Genomic DNA, 19,797 nt, shown 5'->3' with positions numbered 1-19,797 from the left:
CGATGGCATCAGCAATGGGGACCACCCGCGCCGTCCGTTGCGTCCCAGTGGACCTGTGTGCGATCGAGCATGTTTCTCGTGAGAGCATTTTGCCGTTGCGGCATCGACGCGAGACTGCAGAGCGGCCAGCCGCCGCGCGAAATGTCGGGTACCGTCGACGAGGAGTGTGGCGTGTTCAATGCCTATGGCTGGATGGGGCATGCCTGGGCCGAAGCGAACGGCTTCGTGATCGACATAACAGCAGACCAGTTCGGGCATGCGCCGGTGATCGTTCTACCGGCGACCAGCCCCGCCTATCGGCCGGCACGGGACGAAGCGTACACGCTCAAGGTTACCAAGAACGGCATGGCGGCGATCGATGAACTCTGGCCCTCATGGTGCCGTCACGTGGACCGAGAGGGTATGCTTGCGGAAGGAGACGCAGCTCTCTCCTAGGTGTCGAGTCGGTCGGGCGCCGACATAGTGTGGTCCGTGTTCAGGACAGGTGCGCCAAGGAGCGGCTCGACATCGACCGACACCTGCATGGCCTGCGCGCCGGAGCCGAGGACGACGCCGTCGATGGGCGCGATATCGGCATAGTCGCGGCCGATCGCCATGACGATGTGATCCTCGGCCATCCAGATGCCGTTGGTGGGATCGACCCCCACCCAGCCGAGATCCGGCCCGCACCAGAGCAGCACCCAGGCATGGGTCGCGTCGGCGCCGACCAGGCGGGGCTGGCCCGGTGGCGGCAGGGTACGGAGATAGCCCGAGACATAGGCGGCTGGCAGCCCCGCCGCGCGCAGGCCCGAGAGCATGATCTGCGCGAAATCCTGGCAGACGCCGCCCCGCTTCGCGAAGGCTTCATGCGGCGGTGTGTCGACCAGCGTGGCGGTGGGATCGAAGGCGAACTCGCGCTGGATGCGCCGGGCGAGCGCGATTCCGGCGTCGAGGATGCCGCGATCCTGCTGGAGCTCCTCGGCGCACCAGGCGGCGATGTCGCGGTCGAGCGGGATCAGCGGCGAGGGGAAGAGATAGGCCGCCGGACCGGCCGGGCTGGGATCGCGGCTCGCGCGTGCCCAGGCGGCGATCTGGGCGATCGTCGGATCGCCGGGCGCGGGAATCGGAATTTGCCGGTCGACGCGGACCTGCGCGGTGCTTTCGATCGTCAGGCTGTTCGATGCATGCTCCACCACCAGCCGCACGACATTGGCGAGGCCCGCCTCGGCGCGGGCGGGATAGGTGCGGCCGCCGGGCTGCACGCTCAGCGCATATTCCTCGATTTTCTGGCCGGACCACAGGATCGGCTTCAGCCGCAGGTTGCAACGCGCGAAGGCGACCGGCTGGGCATAGTCGAACCGCGTCACATGGCGGATGCGGTAGAGCATCATGCCAGCACGAGCCCCGCGGCGCGCAGCGGCTCGGCACCGTGCAGGAAATAGCGGCGGGCCACCGACTCGGAGAGGGTCCACAGCCGCGATTGGAGATCGGCGAGCCAGGCATCGTCGATCGCCGTCGCGCGGGCGGTGACCAGCGCGGCGGCAAGACCACGCGCCTGCTCCTGTTGCGGCTCGGCCAGCCCGTCGTCGGAGAGGACGGGGAGCGCGTTGAGATGCGCGGAGATCGCCGCCGCCTGGAAGGCGATGCCGCGCGGATTGCCGGGGTCGAGCGCGAGCAGGTCGAGCACCGGCACCCGGGCGATGCCGGTCAGGTAGCGCTGGCGATAGCTGATCTGGCTGTCGGCAAGGTCGAGCAGCGTCGAGAGATCGTCGGCAGTCGCCTGCGGGCCGCCCAAGGCGCGCAGGAAGCCGATCGTCGCCAGCGCGCGTTCGATGCGGCGGCCGAGGTCGTGGAAGCGCCACGCATCGGTGCGGCCCATATGCTCGCCCGCCTGTCCCGCCAGCGCCGAATAGCGCCGCTGCAGCGAGCCGGCGCGATCAAGCAGCACTCCGCGTTCGGGAAAGGGCGCGTCGAGCAGGCGGATCATGTCGGCCGATAGCCGATCGCGCGAGACCGCGCCGATCGAGCGCGCCTGCCGGTTGATCGCGCGGACGCTGGTGAAGCCCTCGGTCGATTCGAGTGCGGTGCGGGCGAGCTGGGTCAGGTCCTGGCGCTTCAGGCCGCGTGGGGCAGGCGCGGCGCCGCCTGCGACCACCAGCTGGGCGAGCCGGTCGACCGTCTCGGCCGAAAGGGCGGCACCGGTATCCGCGCTGATCGAATGGCCGAGGAGGACGCGCAGCACCGAGAGCAGCGCCTCGCCGCGCTCCAGATAGCGGCCGAGCCAGAACATGTTGTCGGCAACGCGGCTGGGCAGCGTGCCGGGATTGCGGCGCAGCTGGGTCGAGTCGCCCGAGGGCAGCAGCGACACCGGCGCGACCGGATCGGGCCCGTGGATGCAGACATCGGCCGACCAGCTGCCTTCGCCCATCACGGCCGCGCGGGCATCGGCATGCTCGCCGATCCGCGCGAAGCCGCCGGGGAGCACCGTCCAGGCGCCGGCCGCATCGCGCGCGGCGAAGACACGGAGGGTGAAGGGGCGGGGCGCGAGGCGATCTTCCGCCACGAACGGCATGGTCGACAGGCAGACGACTTCCTGCCCGACATAGTCCTGCGGCCGGCGGGTGAGGTCGTCGCGGAGGGCCGCACGGGCGGTCTCGTCCAGATGCGCGCCGAGCACCGCCTTGCCCTCCGGCAACCCCAGTGGCGGGGTGCCGAAGGCGGGGGCGACCAGCATGTGGTCGAGATTCGCCGTGACATGCGCGGCTTCCGCAGGCTGACCGCACCACCAGGTGGCGATGTTAGGCAGGCGCAGCGGCTCGCCGAGCAGGATCTCGCTGAGGCGCGGCAGGAAGGCGGCGAAGGCGGGTGCCTCCAGCAGCCCCGCGCCCGGCGCGTTGGCGATCACGACATTGCCGGCCACCGTCGCGTCGATCAGCCCGGCGACGCCGATCGTCGAATGCGAATCGAGCGCGAGCGGATCGAGATAGCGCGGGTCGAACCGGTGCCACAGCGCATCCACCCGCTTCAGCCCGGCGATGGTGCGCACATAGACGCGGTCGTCGAGCACGGCGAGATCGGCACCTTCGACCAGCAGGAATCCGAGATAGCGGGCGAGATGGGCCTGCTCGGCATAGCTGGCGTTGAACCGGCCGGGGGTGAGCAGTGCCATGCGCGGCTCGGCGCGGCGGCAGGCGGCGGCGATGCCGTCGCGGAAGGCGGCGAAGAAGGGGGCGTGGCGCTCGATGTTGAGCCGGCCCTGCAGGCCACCCAGCGTACGCGCCATCGCCAGCCGGTTTTCCAGCGCATAGCCGGCGCCGGCAGGCGCGCGCAGGTGATCGGCCAGCACCCGCCAATGGCCGTCCGGGCTGCGGCACAGATCGAAGGCGACGAAGTGGAGGTGGTGCTCGCCCGGCGGAGTCAGGTGGGTGAGGGGGCGAAGGAAGAAGGGGCTGCCGGTCAGCAGTGCGGCGGGGAGATGGCCGTCGGCGACCAGCCGGGCAGGGCCGTAGCAATCGCGGAGCAGCCGCTCCATCAGCTCGGCGCGCTGGGCGATCCCGGCCGCGATGCCGTGCCATTCCTGCTGGTCGATCAGCAACGGCACGGGGGAAAGCGGCCAGGGTCGCTCGTCGCCCTCCTCGCCGATCCGGTAGCCGGTGCCGATATCCTCGGCGTGGCGATGGGCGCGTTCGCGGGCGATGGTCAGCCCGTCACCGGAGAGGCCCGCAACCTCCTCGAACAGCGCCGACCAGGCCTCGCAGGCCCGCGCGCACAGCACGTCGCCGGCGGGCGCCTGGCCGCAATAGTCGGTGATCCACCGGTCGGCGATGGTGCCGGCGTCGAACAATCCCGCCTCGGCAAGGCTGGCCACAGCTGCGTCCCTTTCTCGGCCGTGGTGATGGGCGAAACCATGGTGCCATGCAACACGGGAGATGTGCGGGACCGTCAGCCGAGCCGGGCGAGCGCCTCCTCCAGGGTACACAACCCCGCCACGCCGCGCGCGTTGCATCCCGGCACGGGAAGAATGCGATCATAGGGCTGGCCGGCACCGAGCGGCGCTGCGCTGCGGAGCTGGAGCAGCGACTGCGCCCGATAGCGCAGGCGAACATAGCGCTTGCCGGCACGGTCGTGCAGCCGCTCCAGGATCAGCGCACCGCCGGGCACGGGGTCGTCCGCAGCGAAGCCGGGGGCTTGCCAGTGGATGTCGAACAATCCGCCGAGATTGGCGATATTGGTGTCGTGCCCCGAGATCATCGTCACGCGCGGTCCGCTGTCTGCCAGCCCGGCTTGGACGATCCCGGCCAGCCCGGCGAAGTTGGCCGCGGCGATTGCGCGCGGGCGGGCGAGGATGCGGAATTCGAGCGCGTGGAATTCGCCCAGGGCGGTGACGTCTGCCAGTGTCGCGCGACCCCAGCCGATCTGCGCCATCGGCATGCCCTCGGCCGCCTCCAGCAGCAGGATCTGCGCCGCGGTGGAGGCGCGGTCGAGCGCGCCGGTCAGCTTGGGCCGCTTGTCGGCGCGGGCGGGTGCGAGGCCGGTTGCCGTGCCGGAGACGCCGCAGCCGGCGCGCGGGTTGCCGCACAGGATCGCATCGATCCGCGCGAGCAGCGGGGCATAGCGCGCATCGAGCGCGGCGAATCCGCCGGGGCCGACTTCGGCCAGCACCGCCGCATCGGCCTTGGCCGGATCTAGCGCAGCCTTGCCCGATTCGATCGCGTTGAAGCGGGGATCGGATTCGTCCTGCGGGCGATGGTCGATCGCGATCCGGCAGCCCGGGGCAAGCGTCGCGACCCAGGTCTTGGCGGTTTCGATCGTGCGCTGGTCGCTGTCGGCGACGATGCGAATCGCCGCCGCGGTGGGGCAGCCCTTGGCAGGCAGCAAGCCGTAGCCGCGCCATGCCCGCGCATCGACGGGCCCGAGCCGCGACACGGCGAGCGCGCCGTGCGCGGTGAGCCAGCCCGGCTGGGTTGGCCAGTCGGGCCAGCGCTCCGGCGTCACCTGGGGGGGCATGGCTGGGGCCTTGGTGGGCGGCCGCACGCCGTGGCGCATCAGCATCACGACGCGGTCTACCACCAGCGGATCGGCCGGGCGCGTCCCCGCCAGCGCGGGCGTTGCGAGGGTGAGGGCCAGTCCCAGACCGATCCGAAGCTTCATTCGTTGTCCTTCCTCAGAAATGAATCTGCACGCCGCCGCGCAGCTGCGCGCCGTAGCGCTCGCGCTCGACGAGCTGGGCGCGGGTGCCGATATAGCGGCGCCAGGGGGCGTCGGTAACGTTGATCGCGTCGCCGAACAGCGTGAACTGCGGCGTCACCTGATAGCTCAGGTGCACGTCGAGCTGGCCGTTGCCATCGGTATATTGATCGGTCGCCGCACTGCCGCCGATCGTGTCCAGATAGGACGAGCGATAGTTGAACGCGACGCGCGCGCTGAGGCCGTATTTCTCGAAGAAGATCTGCGCGTTGCCGACATTCTTCGACTGAAAGGCGAGCGGCACGTCGCCCGCGCGGATGACGCTGGCACTGGCGTGGCCCCAGACATGGGTGAAGTTGGCCGAGACGCCGAAGCCGCTCAGCAGACCCGGCAGGAAGGTGAACTGCACCTGCACATTGCCCTCGACGCCGGTGACCGTTTCCGAATCGGCGTTGAGCAGCTGGGTGACGTTGGCCGCGGCATAGCTTACGCCCGCAGCGGTGAAGTTGGTCTGGCGGTTGGTGTTGCTGTAGATCGGGTTGTCGATCTGCTTGTGGAACGCGCCCGCCGAGAGGATCGCGCCGGGGGCCGGATAATATTCCAGCGCCGCGTCATAGTTTACCGCGCGATAGGGCTTGAGGTTGGCATTGCCGAGCGAGATCGCGGCGGTCGCGGGGTCGCTGGTGTCGACCACCACGAAGGGCGCAAGATTGGCGTAGTTGGGCCGCCCGATCGACGTCGTCACCGCGCCACGCAGCAGCAGGTTGCGGGCGAACTCGAACTTGGCGTTCACGCCGGGGAAGACGTCGGTATAGCTGGTCTTGCCGGAGCTGTTATAGCCATCGGTCAGCGTCGAGGCGGCGTTGACTACCTTCGCCTTCACCTCGTCCTCGGTATGCTCGACGCGGACGCCCGGCACCAGGGTGAGGCCGCCGAACTTCAGCGTCGCCATCACATAGCCGGCGGCGATCTTCTCCTGCACGTCGGAATCGTTGGCGAGCGTGTCGCTGAGCGTACCTGCCTTGTCGATCGCTGCGACGCCCGGGTTGGCGTCGAAATAGGCCTTAGCCGCGGCATAGTTGATGCGGTTCCCGAAGGCGAACATGCCGTCGTAGAAATCGGTCACGCCGGGAAATCCGACCGGATTGGCCAGCGTCCATGCGGTCTTGGTCGACTTGTAGTTGGTCTTGTTCTGATCGTTGAACTTGTCGCGGCTCAGATATTTGCCACCGAGCTTGAAGGTGGAGCCGTCGCCGAGGCCGATGTCGTGGGTATAGTCGATCCGGCCCTGCCACAGTTCCTCATAGGTGCTGCGCTGGTCGAAATTGACCTTGCTGAAGGTGAACAGCGACGGCGTATTGAACGCGGCCGTGGTCGGCGTCAGCGTGTAGGGATAGGTCGAGGGATCGTAGTTCAGCGTCACCGCACCCTTGGCGGTGGTGAAGGTGAACTCGCTGCGCAGCGGGTCCTTCTTCTCGGCGCGAGTCCAGTTGCCTGAAAGCTCGAGCGTACCGCCGGCGACCTCGCCGAACTCGCCGCCCAGCGTCACCGACTTGGTGTTGTCGTCCTCGTTGCGATTGCGCACCAGGATCGTCGCGGTCGCCTTGGGGGTGGCACCCGGCGTGGTGATGGCGAGGCGGTTCTGGTCCCGGGTTTCGTGATCCTGGAACTTCGAATAGCTGGTGCGCAGGTAGAGCTTGGCGGTTTCGCTCGCATGCCAGTCGAAATTGCCGACCACGCCGAGCCGGGTGCGGGTGAGGTTATAGTCGCGCAGGCCGTTGCCGTCCGGCACGCCGTTCACCCAGTTGGTCGAGCCCTGGTAATTCTGACTCTCGATCGGGCGCTCGGAATAATTGACCGAGACGACCGCGCCGAACTGCTGCTGCGCGCCGAAGCGGCCGCCCACCGTGCCGTCCAGCTCGTAGGGTACCTTGTGGTTGAGCGAATACCAGCCCTGCGCGGCGCGGGCGTCGAGGAAGAAGGGCTTCACGCTGTCGAAGCCGGTACGGGTGCGGATCGCCACTTCGCCGGCGATGGCGTTGGCGTCCTGGCTCGCCAGCACCGACTTGGTGACCGCGACCGACTGGATCATCGCCGAGGGCAGATCGTCGAGCTTCACCTGGCGGCTGCCCGGCTCGGGCGCGGGCAGCGTCTGGCCGTTGAGCGTGACGTTGAGCAGCGCCGGATCGATCCCGCGGACGATCGCATAGCGGCCCTCGCCCTGGTCGTTGGCGACCGACAGGCCGGGGAGGCGCTTGATCGCCTCGGCGACATTCTGGTCGGGCAGCTTGCCCACGTCGTTGGCGTGGAGCGTCTCGATCACGTTATCGGCGGCGCGCTTCTCGGCGACCGCTTCGCGCTGCGAGGCGCGGAAGCCGGTGACGACGATGTCGCCGGGAACCTCGACAACGGCCGGTTCGGCCTGGCTCGTCTGGCTAGGCCGCTCCTCGGCGACGATCACATAGCGGTTGGGGCCGGTGGCGCGCGCGGCGAGGCCGGTGCGCGCGAGCATCTGCTGGAGCGCCTCCGCAACCGGCAGCTTGCCGGAGACGGCGTTGGTGCGGTGGCCGGCGCCGACGCTGCCCGCGACGATGATCTGCACGCCGCCCTGGCGCGCGAACAGGCGCACCGCGCCGGTCACGTCCTGCGCCGGAATGTTGAAGCTCTGCACCTGCGCCAGCGCGGGCTGGGCGAGCGTGCTCATCGCCACGACCGCCGTCGCGCCGAGCCAGCGATTCTTCGAAATCATGGTTCCACCCCCCGGAGCCGGAATGGCTCGGTTCTCGGTTGCCCGACGATCGCGGCGACGATTTCCTTAACCGACCCGCTACTTTTTTTCGGGCGTGCCGATCAGGATCACATCCGGTCCGATGCGCGCGCGGGTACCAAGACCGATCGCCGCGCTCTGCGCGAAGCCGGCGGGATCGTCGATTCGGAAGGCGCCGTACAGCTTCTCGCCGGCCAGGGCGGGGCTGGCGAGGCGGATCTGCAGCGGGTTGTGGCGGTTGAGCTCGGCTACCGCCTCGCCGAGCGTTTCGCCGTCGAGATCGAGCCGGCCGCTGGTCCAGCCGAGCGCGCGTTCGATCCCGGCGGCGTCGACCCGCTCCACCGTTGCAACGGGAGCGGCCCCGCGGATTACAAACCGTGCGCGCTGGCCGGCGACGAGACGCACCGACTGCCCAGAGGAGGCCACCTGTACTTCGCCTTCGCTCACCAGCACCTCCACCATGCCGGTGTCGCGATCGGCCTCGACCTGGAAGACCGTGCCGATGTCGGTGATCGTCACCTTGCCTACCTGCACGCGGAATGGGGAATGGGCATCATGGCGCACCCGGAACAGTGCCTTGCCGTCTGCGAGGGTCACCAGACGCGCGGCGCCGGCGATGTGCGTGACGAGCTCGCTGCCGGCATCCACTGCGAGCGACGAGCCGTCGTTCAGCGCTACCGTGCGGACCTCGCCGATGCCGGTGCGGATCTGCTCGCCGCGGGCGGGCAGCAGCAGCAGCGCCGCGGTGATCGATGCGGCGAGCGCCGCACTGGCGCCGCCCAGCCACCAGATACGGCGGCCGCCGCCTGGCCGTTCGGCCACCAAAGTTTCGGGCACCGCGCCGCCCAGCAGCACCAAGGTCGCCTGCGCGCGGAGCAGCGCACCGGCATGCGCGGGATCGGCGCGCAGCCAGCGGTTCAGGCCGGCGGGCGCTGCGTCTGGAGATGCGTCGATGCGGGCCGCCCAATGGGCAGCCTCGTCTTCAAGCCGGGATGCGGTATCGCCGCGGTTCGCCAACGCCCCAATCTTCCTTCTCGAACCGCTCGGTCCGTATCGCGCGCTGGATGCTCCGCAGCGCCTTCTGCACATCGTTCTCGACGATGCTTTCACTTACCCCGAGCCGCCGCGCAATCTCTCTTTGCGGCAGCCCCTCGATCCGCTTCAGCGTGAAGATGGTGCGGCACCGCTCGGGCAGGTCGGCGAGCAGCCGCTCCACCATCCGCACCTGCTCGCGCGCCGCCACCGCCGCTTCCACGCCCAGTTCCTCTGCCTCGACGAGCCACTGGGCGATTTCCGTAACTTCCTCGAAGCGCACCACGCGGGCGCGGCGCAGCTGGTCGCGCCAGAGGTTCTTCACCATCTGCATGAAATAGCCGCCGGGGCGGTCGACATGGGCGATGCTGTCCATCGCGGCGAAGCGGCAATAGGCTTCCTGGATCAGGTCGTCGATATCCGTCTCGGCAACGCCGGCACGGCGCAGCGCACCGCGTACCTGCGGTTCTTGCGGCACCACATGCAATGCCACCCAGCGAATGATCTCGGACGAAGCTGCGCGCACGGACCTGCCTTCCCGTGCGCCGCGCTAGAGCCGATGTGCGAAACCCTCGTGACACTCGCGTTACAGATCGGGGAGCACCTGATCGGCGGTCCCCCAGCCGCGCAGCGCCCGGCTGGCGGCGCGTTCGAGCAGCGTCGGGGCGTCCGCGATCGTGAAGGCGTGCGCGCTGTCGATGTCGCGCAGCTCGGTCCAGGTGACGGGCGCGGCGACCGGCGCGTTTGCCCGCGCACGGGCGACATAGGGGAGCACCGCGGTCGCGCCGCGCTGGTTGCGCAGATAGTCGATGAAGATGCGGCCGACACGGTTCGCTTTCTTGAGATTGGCGGTAAAGCGCTCCGGCTCTGCCTGGGCAAGCGCGCGGGCGAAGCGTTCGCAGAAGCTCTTGGCGGCCGGCCATTCGGCCTGCGGGACCAGCGGCACCACCACGTGCACGCCCTTGCCGCCGGAGAGCATCGGCCAGCTGGTGAGGCCGATTTCGGCCAGCTGCGCCTTCAGATGCTCGGCGGCCTTCTTGACGACCTCGAAATCGAGCCCCTCGTCGGGGTCCAGGTCGAACACCAGCCTGTCCGGCTTCTCGACATCGGCGACGCGCGATCCCCAGCCATGGAACTCGATCGTGCCCATCTGGACGCAGGCGAGCATGCCGTCGGCATCCGAGACATAGAGATAGGGCTGGGTCGATCCGTCCTTCTCGCGAATGTCGACATGGTGGACCTGCTCGCCGAAGCTGCCGGCGTCGTGCTTCTGGAAAAAGCATTGCTTGGCGCGTCCCTGCGGGCAGCGGACCAGGCTGATCGGGCGCTCGGCCAGCCAGGGCAGCGCGATGGGGGCGACGGCGGCATAATAATCGGCGAGATCGCCCTTGGTGCGCTTCGATTCGGGGAAGATCACCCGGTCGCGGCTGCTGATCTTGATCGAGGACGGCGCGGTTTCAGGAAGCGCAGCCGGCTCCTCGGCGATGACCGTATCGGCCGCCTTGTCCTCGCGCAGGCCGAGAAAGCTGGCGTGGCGGACCACCTTCTCGGCGGTGAATTCCGCAAAGGCGATCTCAGCGACCAGCTCCGGCTTCACCCAATGCGCCCCGCGTGCTTCTGGGCGGGGCACCTTGGCCGCAGGGGTGTCGGTCGCCAGCGCGTCCAGTCGCTCGCGCACCGACAGCAGCGTCTCGGTGTTGAACCCGGTGCCGACCTTGCCGGCATAGACGAGCCCCTCCGGCCCGTTTACGCCGAGCAGCAGCGACTTGAAGCCGCGCCCCCGCGCGGTGGAGGCGATCCAGCCGAGGATCACGAACTCCTGGCGCTGCGTGCACTTGATCTTCAGCCACGCCTTGCTGCGCGTGCCGCGATAGGGCGCGTCGGCGCGCTTCGAGACGACGCCTTCGAAGCCCTCGCGGCACATGCTCGCAAACAGCTTTTCGCCCTGGCCGACGATATGTTCGGAGAAGCGGATGCGATCGTCGGCGCCGACGATCAGCGCGCGCAGCCGTTCCTTGCGGTCGATCTGGGGGAGGGCGGTCAGGTCATCGCCGGCTTCGACGAGCAGGTCGAAGGCGAAAAGCAGCAGCCCCCCGCCGCCGGCGGAGATCGCCTCCTGCAAGGCGGAGAAATCGGGCTTGCCGTCTTTCATCGCGACGATCTCGCCGTCGATGAGCGCGCCGGGCGGGAGCGTGGCGGCGGCTTCGGCGATGCCGGGGAACTTCGCGGTCCAGTCGAGGCCTGAGCGGGTGTAGATCTTCGGCCCCCCGGCGCCGGTGGCGATCAGCGTGCGATAGCCGTCATATTTGATCTCGTGGAGCCACTGGTTGCCGGTGGGCACGGTGTCGACCAGCGTGGCGAGCTGGGGCTGCTGGAAGGCGGGGGACTTCGACCGGGCAGCGCCCTTTCTGGAACGGCTTCCCTTGCCGCGCTCCCCCTCCACCAAGCCGCTTTGCGGCTTGGTCCCCCTCCCCGTTCTGGGGAGGATCTTGGGGCTCGCGCCCTCGGCGATCTCCTGCATGGTGCGGCCGGTGGTGACGCTGGTCAGCCCCGTCTCGACCAATTCGTCCGTCGCGCCCGCGAACGCATCGTCGATCTTGCGCAGCAGCCAGTTCTGGGCCTTTTCCTTGGCCCTCGGCTTGAGCCGGATCAGCAGCCACTCGCCGTTCATCCGCTCGCCGTGAAGCACGAAATGGAGATGGCCCTTCTCCAGATCCTTGGCGCTCTTGCCCGGCACCGGCGCCCAAGTGCCGCTGTCCCACAGCATCACCGTGCCGCCGCCATATTGGCCCTTGGGGATCGTGCCCTCGAAGTCCGCATAGGACAGCGGGTGGTCCTCGGTGCGCACCGCCAGCCGTTTCTCGTCGGGATCGAGGCTGGGGCCGCGCGTCACCGCCCAGCTCTTGAGCACGCCGCCCACCTCCAGCCGGAAGTCCCAGTGGAGCCGGGTCGCGTCGTGCTTCTGGACGAGGAAGCGGTTGCCGCCGGTCTTGGCGACCTTGCCGGCGGGCTCTGCTGTCTTGGCGAAGTCGCGCTTGGCGTTGTAGCGGGCGAGGCTGTCGGCGTCAGGCACGCTTTTTCGCCGCCGGCTTCTTGGCCGGTGCCTTCTTCGCGGGCGCCTTGGCTTTGGGGGCGGGCTTGGCATCGCCGGTATTGAGCGACTTCTTCAGCGCCGCCATCAGGTCCACGACATTCGATCCACGCTCGTCCGGCTTGTCCGGATCCTCCAGGATCTTGGCGCCCTTGGCCTTTTTCTTCTTCTCGATCAGCTCGCGGAGCGCATCGACATAGCGGTCGTGGAAGTCCTTGGGATCGAAGCTGCCCGATTTCTTCTCGATCAGCGTCTGGGCGAGATCGAGCAGCTCGGGATCGGGCTCGCTGTCGGGGATCTCGCGGAAATAGCCCTGCGCCTTCTGCACTTCGTCGGCATACCGCAGCGTTTCCAGGATCATGCCGCGCCCGCAGGGCTTGAGGCTCACCACATATTCCCGCCCGCGCATTGCGAGCTGGCCCAGGCCCACCTTGCGCGCCCGCCGCAGCGCCTCCCGCAGCACGATGAACGCTTCCTCGGCAAGGTCGTCCGCGGGCACGACGAAATAGGGGCGTTCGTAATAGAGCACGTCGATCTCGTCGGCGTCGACGAACTGGGTCAGCTCCAGCGTCTTGCGCGATTCGAGCTTCACCGCGTCGATCTCGTCCTGTTCGAGCAGGACATATTCGCCCTTCTCGACCTCATATCCTTTCACGATCTCGTCGGGCTCGACCGCGCCGATGCCGGGGGCGACCTTCTGGTACTGGATCCGCTGGCCGCTCGGCTCGTGGATCTGGTGGAACGCGATCTGCGCCCCGGATTTGGTGGCGGTGTAGATCTCGACGGGAATCGAAACGAGGGCCAGCCGTATCTGTCCCTGCCAATAGGCGCGCGCGGCCATGCGGAAGTCTCCTCGTTGCCGGGCCGATTCAATTCCCCAAAGGACGTCATGTTCCGCCCATCGCAACGGCGGCGTTTAGGCTGTAGAGGCAGACCCCATGAGCACCGACCCCTTCGCGCTTTTCCACAGCTGGTACACCGAGGCGCGTACCACCGAGATCAACGATTCCAACGCGATGGCGCTGGCGACCGCGGACGCGCAGGGCCGCCCCTCGGTCCGCATGGTGCTGCTCAAGGGCTATGACGAACGCGGCTTCGTCTTCTACACCAACCGCGAGAGCCGCAAGGCCGGCGACCTCGCCGCCAACCCGCATGTCGCTTTGCTCTTCCACTGGAAATCGCTGCGTCGCCAGATCCGCATCGAGGGGCCGATCGGCTTCGCCAGCGATGAAGAGTCCGACGCCTATTTCGCCAGCCGCAGCCGCGATTCGCAGCTCGGCGCCTGGGCCTCGGACCAGTCGCGACCGCTCGACGCCCGTGCGACCTTCGAGGCGCGCTTCGCCGATGTCCAGGCGCGCTTCGAGGGGCAGCCGGTGCCGCGCCCGCCGCATTGGGGCGGGTACCGGGTGACGCCCGAGCGGATCGAGTTCTGGCTCGACCGCGAGCATCGCCTGCACGAGCGCCGCGTCTTCACCCGCGCTGGCGACGGCTGGCAGGAAGGCATGTTGTTCCCGTGACCAACCTCGCTCGCCGCGCCGCGATCGCCAGCGTGTGCAGCGCGCTCTTCCTGGGGGCGCTCAAATCCTATGCGGCGGTGAAGACCGGGTCCGTCGCGGTGCTCGCCAGCCTTGCCGATTCGGGGCTCGATCTGGTCGCATCGCTGGTGACGCTGGGTGGCGTCCATTGGGCGTCGCAGCCCGCGGATGACGAGCACCGCTTCGGCCATGGCAAGGCGGAGGCGCTGGCGGCGCTGTTCCAGGTGGTGATCATCGCCATCTCGGGCTTTGCCATCCTGCTGCGCGCGGTGCAGCGGCTGGTGCAGAGCGAAACCAGCGCACATCCGGCGGACGGTATCGCGGTGTCGGTGGTCGCGATTTTGGTGACGCTGGCGCTCACCGAATATCAGCGCCGCGTGATCCGCCAGACCGGTTCGATCGCGATCACCACGGACAGCATCCACTATAGCTCGGACCTGTACCTAAACGCCGCGGTGATCGCCGCGCTGGTCTGCGAAAGCTATCTGGGGCTCACCGGCGCCGACCCCGTGTTCGGCATCGCCATCGCCTTCTGGCTGCTGTGGGGCGCCTGGCGCGCCTCGGTCGCCGCCATCGACCAGCTGATGGACCGCGAATGGCCCGAGGAGAAGCGTCGCCGTTTCGTCGAGATCGCGGCCGAACACCCCGAGCTGAAGAGCCTGCATGACCTGCGCACCCGCACCAGCGGCAACCGCGATTTCGTCCAGTTCCACGTCGCCATGCGCGCCTGCATGACGATCGCCGAAGCCCATGATGTGGTCGAACGGCTGGAGGGCGCGCTCGCCGAAGCGTTCCCGGACACCGAGATCCTGATCCACGTCGATCCGGACGGCCATGTCGACGAGCCCGACAATGCGATGGCCGAGACCAATCTGCTCGACGAAAGCGGGCCCCAAACCATCGGACAGTAACAACCGGGGCGGGGGCTTCCTATCTGTGCGACCCAACGCCCGAGGAGTCGCCGCTTTGCTTGCCCCCCAACCCACTGCCCGGCTCGGCCGCGGCCTGACCTTCGCCATGGCGGCGGCGGCGGGGATCGCGGTCGCCAATATCTATTACAACCAGCCGATGCTGGGCATCATCGAGCGCGACCTGCCCGGCCAGCCGGCGGGGCTGGTGCCGACGGCAACCCAGCTGGGCTATGCGGCGGGCCTGTTCCTGCTCGTGCCGCTGGGCGACCTGCACGAGCGCAAGCGGCTGATCGTGCTCCAGTTCCTGGTGCTGGCGGCGGCGCTGGTCGGCGCGGCACTGGCGCCCAATGCGTGGATGCTGATCGGCGCCTCGCTGCTGGTGGGAGCCGCCGCAAGCGTCGCGCAGCAGATCGTGCCCTTCGCTGCCCACCTCGCCGATCCGGCACGGCGCGGGCAGACGGTGGGGACGGTGATGGCGGGGTTGCTGTGCGGCATCCTGCTCAGCCGCACGCTGTCCGGCTTCGTCGGTACGCATGCCGGCTGGCGCGAGATGTTCTGGCTGGGCGTGCCGCTTGCGCTGGGTACCGCTGGCGTCATGGCGTGGCGTCTGCCGCGGAGCGCGCCCGAGGCGACGCTGGGCTATGCCGCGCTGCTCGGTTCGCTGGGGCAGCTATGGCGTGAATTTCCGGCGCTGCGGCTCGCGGCGATCACCCAGGCGCTGCTGTTCGCCGGCTTTACCGGCTTCTGGACGATTCTGGCGTTGTATCTGCAGACACCGCGCTTCAACTTGGGTGCCGACGTGGCGGGGCTGTTCGGTGTCGTCGGTGCGGCGGGCATTCTGGGTGCGCCGCTTGCGGGCAGGATCGCGGATAAAAGCGGTCCGCACCGCGTGGTGCTGATCGGCGCGCTGCTGGCGGTGGCGAGCTGGCTGCTGTTCGGCCTCTGGGCGAGCCTCGCTGCGCTCGTCATCGGCGTGGTCGTTCTCGATTTCGCGGTGCAGAGCGCGCTCGTCTCCAACCAGCACATCATCTTCGCGCTTCGGCCCGAGGCGCGGGCGCGGCTCAACACGGTGCTGATGGGGTCGATGTTCCTCGGCGCCTCGGCAGGCTCGGCAACGGCGACTCTCGCCTGGGGAATGGGCGGATGGACGGGGGTGGCGCTGCTCGGTGGGGGGCTGTCGCTGATCGCGGCGCTGCTCCAGCTGGTGAATCGCGCGAAAGGCTGACCTCCGGCGCCGATTTCCGGGAACGGGGGCGCGGCCGCGTCGTTGCCCCCCGCATCAGGAGGAGCGCCGCCCCATGAATCACCCCGCACCGCGCGACGCCGTGGCTGCACGCGCCGCGTTGGGTGCGGCCATCCTGCTTTCCTTGCCGATCGGCGGCTGCGGCGGGGCGAGCATCCTGCACCCTGCCGGACCGATCGGCGCGAACAACCGTATCATCCTGCTCGATTCGCTGGCGATTATGCTGGCGATCGTGGTGCCGACCATGGTTGCGATCCTCGCCTTCGCCTGGTGGTTCCGCGCCGGCAACGGCAAGGCCAGATACCGGCCGGGATTCGTCTATTCGGGGCGGATCGAGCTGATCGTGTGGTCGATCCCGCTGCTGACCATCCTGTTCCTCAGCGGGCTGATCTGGATCGGCAGCCACGATCTCGATCCTGCCAAGCCGCTCAACGACAGGACGCCGCCGCTCGAGGTGCAGGTGGTGTCGCTCGATTGGAAATGGCTGTTCGTCTATCCGGCGCAGGGCATCGCCACGCTCAACCAGCCGGTGGTGCCGGCGGGCGTGCCGATCCGCTTCCGGCTCACCTCGGCGAGCGTGATGAACAGCTTCTTCGTGCCGCGGCTGGGCAGCCAGATCTACACGATGAACGGCATGGCGACGACGCTGCACCTGCAGGCGGACAAGCCCGGCAGCTATTACGGCCAGAGCGCGCATTATAGCGGCGACGGCTTTTCGGACATGAACTTCCGGCTCCAGGCCGTTCCCGTGGCGGAGTTCACCCGCTGGGTGTCGCGCGTGAAGGCGGCAGGCGGGCTGCTCGACGCGCCCGCCTATCGCGTGCTCGCGCGCCAGAGCCAGCATGAACCGCCCAAGCACTGGGGTGCAGTGCAGCCGGGGCTGTTCGACATGGTGGTGGCGCAGCACCTTCCCCCCGCGCCCGGCCCCGAACAGGGCCGCGACGGCCAACCACAAGTTTCCCCCGGAACGGCGGAGTGACGATGCTCGGTAAGCTCACCTGGTCCGCGATTCCGTTCAGCCAGCCGATCCCGCTGATCGCCGCCGGTGGCGTAGGGCTGGCGCTGCTCGCCGTGCTCGGCTGGATTACCGTGAAGGGGCATTGGCCGTACCTCTGGAAGGAGTGGATCACCTCGGTCGATCACAAGCGGATCGGGGTAATGTACGTGCTGCTCGGGCTCGTCATGCTGCTGCGCGGTTTTGTCGACGCGATCATGATGCGCACCCAGCAGGCGAGCGCGATCGGCCATGCCCAGGGCTATCTGCCGCCCGAGCATTACGACCAGATCTTCTCCGCGCACGGCACGATCATGATCTTCTTCGGCGCGATGCCGGTGGTGATCGGGCTGATGAACTTCGTCGTGCCGCTCCAGCTCGGCGTGCGCGACGTCGCCTTCCCGACGCTTAACTCGACCAGCTTCTGGCTCACCGCCGCGGGCGCGCTGCTCGTCAATATGAGCCTGGTCATCGGCGAGTTCGCCCGCACCGGCTGGCTGCCCTACGCCCCCTTGAGCGAGACGACCTACTCACCCGGCGTCGGCGTCGATTACTATGTCTGGGCGATCCAGATTTCGGGTGTGGGCACCTTGATGTCCGGCATCAATCTTGTGACGACGATCCTCAAGCTGCGCGCGCCGGGCATGGGCTATCTCCGCATGCCGATGTTCTGCTGGACGGCGCTGGGCGCCAACATGCTGATCGTCGCGGCCTTCCCGATCCTCACCGCCACGCTCGCGATGCTGACGCTCGACCGCTATCTCGGCTTCCATTTCTTCACGAATGAAGCCGGCGGCAACATGATGATGTTCGTGAACCTCATCTGGGCCTGGGGGCATCCGGAGGTGTACATCCTCATCCTGCCGGCGTTCGGCATCTTCTCCGAGATCTTCTCCACCTTCTCGTCCAAGCCGCTGTTCGGCTATCGCTCGATGGTGGCGGCGACGCTGTTCATCGTCATCGTCTCCTTCACGGTATGGCTCCACCATTTCTTCACCATGGGGGCGGGCGGGGACGTCAACGCCGCCTTCGGCATCGCCACCAGCATCATCGCGGTCGGCACCGGCGTGAAGATGTACAACTGGCTGTTTACCATGTATGGCGGCCGCCTGCGCTTCCCCACGCCGATGCTCTGGTCGCTCGCCTTCATGATGACCTTCATCATTGGCGGGATGACCGGCGTGCTGCTCGCGGTGCCGCCCGCCGACTTCATGCTGCACAATTCGATGTTCCTGGTCGCGCACTTCCACAATGTGATCAACTCGGGCGTGATCTTCGGTGCGTTCGCGGGAATCACCTATTGGTTCCCCAAGGCGTTCGGCTTCCGGCTCGACGAGTATTGGGGGAAGATGGCCTTCTGGCTGACGCTCGCCGGCTTCCTGATCGTGTTCGGCGCGATGTACGTGCTGGGGCTGGAAGGCATGACCCGGCGGTTGCAGCATATCGACTTCACCGAATGGGCGCCGTGGCTCTACGTCTCGGTGGCCGGAATCGGGGTGATGATTCTCGGCGTCGCCTCGCAGATCCTCCAGATCGTCGTCAGCATCCGCAATCGCGAGGCGCTCCGCGACGAGACCGGCGATCCCTGGGACGGCCGCTCGCTCGAATGGGCGACCTCGTCCCCGCCGCCGGCGTTCAACTTCGCGGTGCTGCCGCGCGTGCACGGCGAGGAGCCCTATTGGACGATCAAGCGCCAGGCGATCGATAGCCAGGGCCTTGCCGACGAGCCTACGTACGAGGCGATCGAGATGCCGCGCAACACCGCGACCGGCGTCGTCACCGCCTTCTTCGCCACGCTGATCGGCTTTTCGATGATCTGGATGATCTGGTGGCTGGCGGCGCTCGGGTTCGTCGGGGCCTATGCGACCTTCGTCGTCTTCGCCTGGCGGGACGAGGAAGAGAAGGAGATTCCCGCCGATGAAGTCGCGCGGATCGATCGCGATCGTCGTGCTTCGCGGAGCAAGTGGCTCGAGGAAAACCGGGAGCAGCCGGCATGACCGCCAAGGTGCAGGACCCGTATCGCATCGGCCGCGGCGGCGGCGCGGACAGCACGACCGGGCGCGGCGAGGGCGGCCCGGCGGGCAAGCGGACCACCGTGGGCTATGGCTTCTGGATCTACCTCCTTAGCGACATCATCCTCTTTTCCGGCTTCTTCGCCGCCTATGCGGTGCTCGCCAAACAGACCGCCGGGGGCCCGTCGCCCCACGAGCTGTTCGGGCAGGGCCGTGTGGCGATCGAGACGGCGGCGCTGCTCATTTCCAGCTTCACCTCCGGCCTGGCGGGGGTCGCGGCCCAGAAGCACAAGCTGGTCCCCGCGCTGGCCTGGCTGCTCGCCACCGGCGTGCTCGGCGCGGTGTTCCTGGGCCTCGAGCTGATCGAGTTCGCCGAGATGATCGGCAAGGGGGCGGGGCCACAGCGGAGTGCCTTCCTCTCCGCCTTTTTCGGCCTGGTCGGCTTGCACGGCCTGCACATCGCGGTGGGGTTGCTCTGGCTCGGCACGATGATGGCGCAGCTCTGGGTGAAGGGCTTCCGGCCGCAAGTGCTGCGGCGTCTGATGTGCTTCACCCTGTTCTGGCACGCGCTCGACATCGTCTGGGTCGGCATCTTCACCATGGTCTATCTGATGGGAGTGGCGCCATGAGCGAGCGCGAAACCGATCCCGCCGACACCGCTCCTGGCGACGAGTCGGCCGAGGGCGAGGAATTCGCCGGCGGTACCGCCAGCTATGCGGTCGGGCTGGGCATCGCGGCGCTGCTCACGGTGGCCGCCTTTGCCGTCGTCAACCTGCCGATCGTCTGGCGACCGGCGATCCCGATGGCGCTGATCGTGTTCGCCATCGCGCAGATGGGCGTCCACCTCGTCTTCTTCCTCCATGTGTCGAGCGGGCCGGACAACACCAACAATGCGCTGGCGCTCGCCTTCGGCACGCTGGTGGTGCTGCTGCTGATCGGCGGGTCGGTGTGGATCCTCGGCCATCTCGACCATGCGATGATGCCTATGGGGCGGCAAATGCACGGTTTTCCTTGAGGGACTCTACGTGTTGACGGGTACGCAGCAT

General features: G+C 68.0%; 16 protein-coding genes. 8 read left to right on the top strand and 8 right to left on the bottom strand.

Annotated features, from left to right (window positions below; genetic code table 11):
• Positions 1-141 precede the first annotated feature (141 nt).
• Positions 142-435: a hypothetical protein gene (locus QZ814_RS17110; protein ID WP_294334527.1), complete on the top strand. Its 294-nt coding sequence runs from the start codon at positions 142-144 to the stop codon at positions 433-435.
• On the opposite strand, the gene QZ814_RS17105 is transcribed toward QZ814_RS17110, so the two are convergent.
• The 8 genes from QZ814_RS17105 to QZ814_RS17070 form a co-directional block, all read right to left on the bottom strand.
• Positions 432-1,367, bottom strand: coding sequence for a transglutaminase family protein (locus tag QZ814_RS17105; protein ID WP_294334553.1), 936 nt, complete (start codon positions 1,365-1,367; stop codon positions 432-434). The two genes, QZ814_RS17110 and QZ814_RS17105, sit on opposite strands and share 4 nt — an antisense overlap.
• Positions 1,367-3,847: a circularly permuted type 2 ATP-grasp protein gene (locus QZ814_RS17100; protein WP_294334525.1), complete on the bottom strand. Its 2,481-nt coding sequence runs from the start codon at positions 3,845-3,847 to the stop codon at positions 1,367-1,369. Before QZ814_RS17100 ends, QZ814_RS17105 begins: the two co-directional genes overlap by 1 nt.
• Positions 3,848-3,921: 74 nt before the next feature.
• Positions 3,922-5,130, bottom strand: coding sequence for a histidine-type phosphatase (locus QZ814_RS17095; protein ID WP_294334520.1), 1,209 nt, complete (start codon positions 5,128-5,130; stop codon positions 3,922-3,924).
• 13 nt (positions 5,131-5,143) lie between these two features.
• Positions 5,144-7,915 carry a TonB-dependent receptor gene (locus tag QZ814_RS17090; RefSeq protein ID WP_294334518.1) on the bottom strand — a complete coding sequence of 924 codons (2,772 nt, stop codon included), beginning with the start codon at positions 7,913-7,915 and terminating at the stop codon, positions 5,144-5,146.
• Positions 7,916-7,993: 78 nt separating this feature from the next.
• Positions 7,994-8,950: a FecR domain-containing protein gene (locus QZ814_RS17085; protein ID WP_294334516.1), complete on the bottom strand. Its 957-nt coding sequence runs from the start codon at positions 8,948-8,950 to the stop codon at positions 7,994-7,996.
• Complete coding sequence (locus QZ814_RS17080) at positions 8,916-9,491, bottom strand: sigma-70 family RNA polymerase sigma factor (RefSeq protein WP_294334515.1); 576 nt, start codon at positions 9,489-9,491, stop codon at positions 8,916-8,918. The genes QZ814_RS17085 and QZ814_RS17080 overlap by 35 nt, the downstream gene beginning before the upstream one ends.
• Positions 9,492-9,551: 60 nt before the next feature.
• Positions 9,552-12,038, bottom strand: coding sequence for a DNA ligase D (gene ligD / locus QZ814_RS17075; protein ID WP_294334513.1), 2,487 nt, complete (start codon positions 12,036-12,038; stop codon positions 9,552-9,554).
• Complete coding sequence (locus QZ814_RS17070; RefSeq protein WP_294334512.1) at positions 12,031-12,897, bottom strand: Ku protein; 867 nt, start codon at positions 12,895-12,897, stop codon at positions 12,031-12,033. Before QZ814_RS17070 ends, ligD begins: the two co-directional genes overlap by 8 nt.
• A 97-nt stretch (positions 12,898-12,994) precedes the next feature.
• Between QZ814_RS17070 and pdxH the strand changes: the two genes are divergently transcribed.
• The 7 genes from pdxH to cyoD all read left to right on the top strand — a co-directional run bounded on the left by pdxH (position 12,995) and on the right by cyoD (position 19,766).
• A complete protein-coding gene (gene pdxH, locus QZ814_RS17065; protein ID WP_294334511.1) occupies positions 12,995-13,573 on the top strand; it encodes a pyridoxamine 5'-phosphate oxidase in 579 nt (192 codons plus the stop codon).
• Complete coding sequence (locus QZ814_RS17060) at positions 13,570-14,502, top strand: cation diffusion facilitator family transporter (protein WP_294334510.1); 933 nt, start codon at positions 13,570-13,572, stop codon at positions 14,500-14,502. Before pdxH ends, QZ814_RS17060 begins: the two co-directional genes overlap by 4 nt.
• A 106-nt stretch (positions 14,503-14,608) precedes the next feature.
• Positions 14,609-15,727, top strand: a complete 1,119-nt coding sequence (locus QZ814_RS17055; RefSeq protein WP_294334551.1) for an MFS transporter — start codon at positions 14,609-14,611, stop codon at positions 15,725-15,727.
• A 73-nt stretch (positions 15,728-15,800) separates the two neighbouring features.
• Positions 15,801-16,724: a ubiquinol oxidase subunit II gene (gene cyoA / locus QZ814_RS17050; RefSeq protein ID WP_294334507.1), complete on the top strand. Its 924-nt coding sequence runs from the start codon at positions 15,801-15,803 to the stop codon at positions 16,722-16,724.
• Positions 16,725-16,726: 2 nt separating this feature from the next.
• Complete coding sequence (locus QZ814_RS17045; protein WP_294334549.1) at positions 16,727-18,736, top strand: cbb3-type cytochrome c oxidase subunit I; 2,010 nt, start codon at positions 16,727-16,729, stop codon at positions 18,734-18,736.
• Positions 18,733-19,380 carry a cytochrome o ubiquinol oxidase subunit III gene (gene cyoC, locus QZ814_RS17040; RefSeq protein ID WP_294334505.1) on the top strand — a complete coding sequence of 216 codons (648 nt, stop codon included), beginning with the start codon at positions 18,733-18,735 and terminating at the stop codon, positions 19,378-19,380. The genes QZ814_RS17045 and cyoC overlap by 4 nt, the downstream gene beginning before the upstream one ends.
• A complete protein-coding gene (gene cyoD, locus QZ814_RS17035) occupies positions 19,377-19,766 on the top strand; it encodes a cytochrome o ubiquinol oxidase subunit IV (protein ID WP_294334502.1) in 390 nt (129 codons plus the stop codon). Before cyoC ends, cyoD begins: the two co-directional genes overlap by 4 nt.
• Positions 19,767-19,797: the final 31 nt, after the last annotated feature.

Origin of the sequence: uncultured Sphingomonas sp., assembly GCF_913777625.1 — a bacterium.
In the GTDB taxonomy this organism is placed as follows: Bacteria; Pseudomonadota; Alphaproteobacteria; order Sphingomonadales; family Sphingomonadaceae; genus Sphingomonas.
Note: the sequence above shows the minus strand (reverse complement) of the source record. Positions and strands in the feature narration are given on the sequence as shown.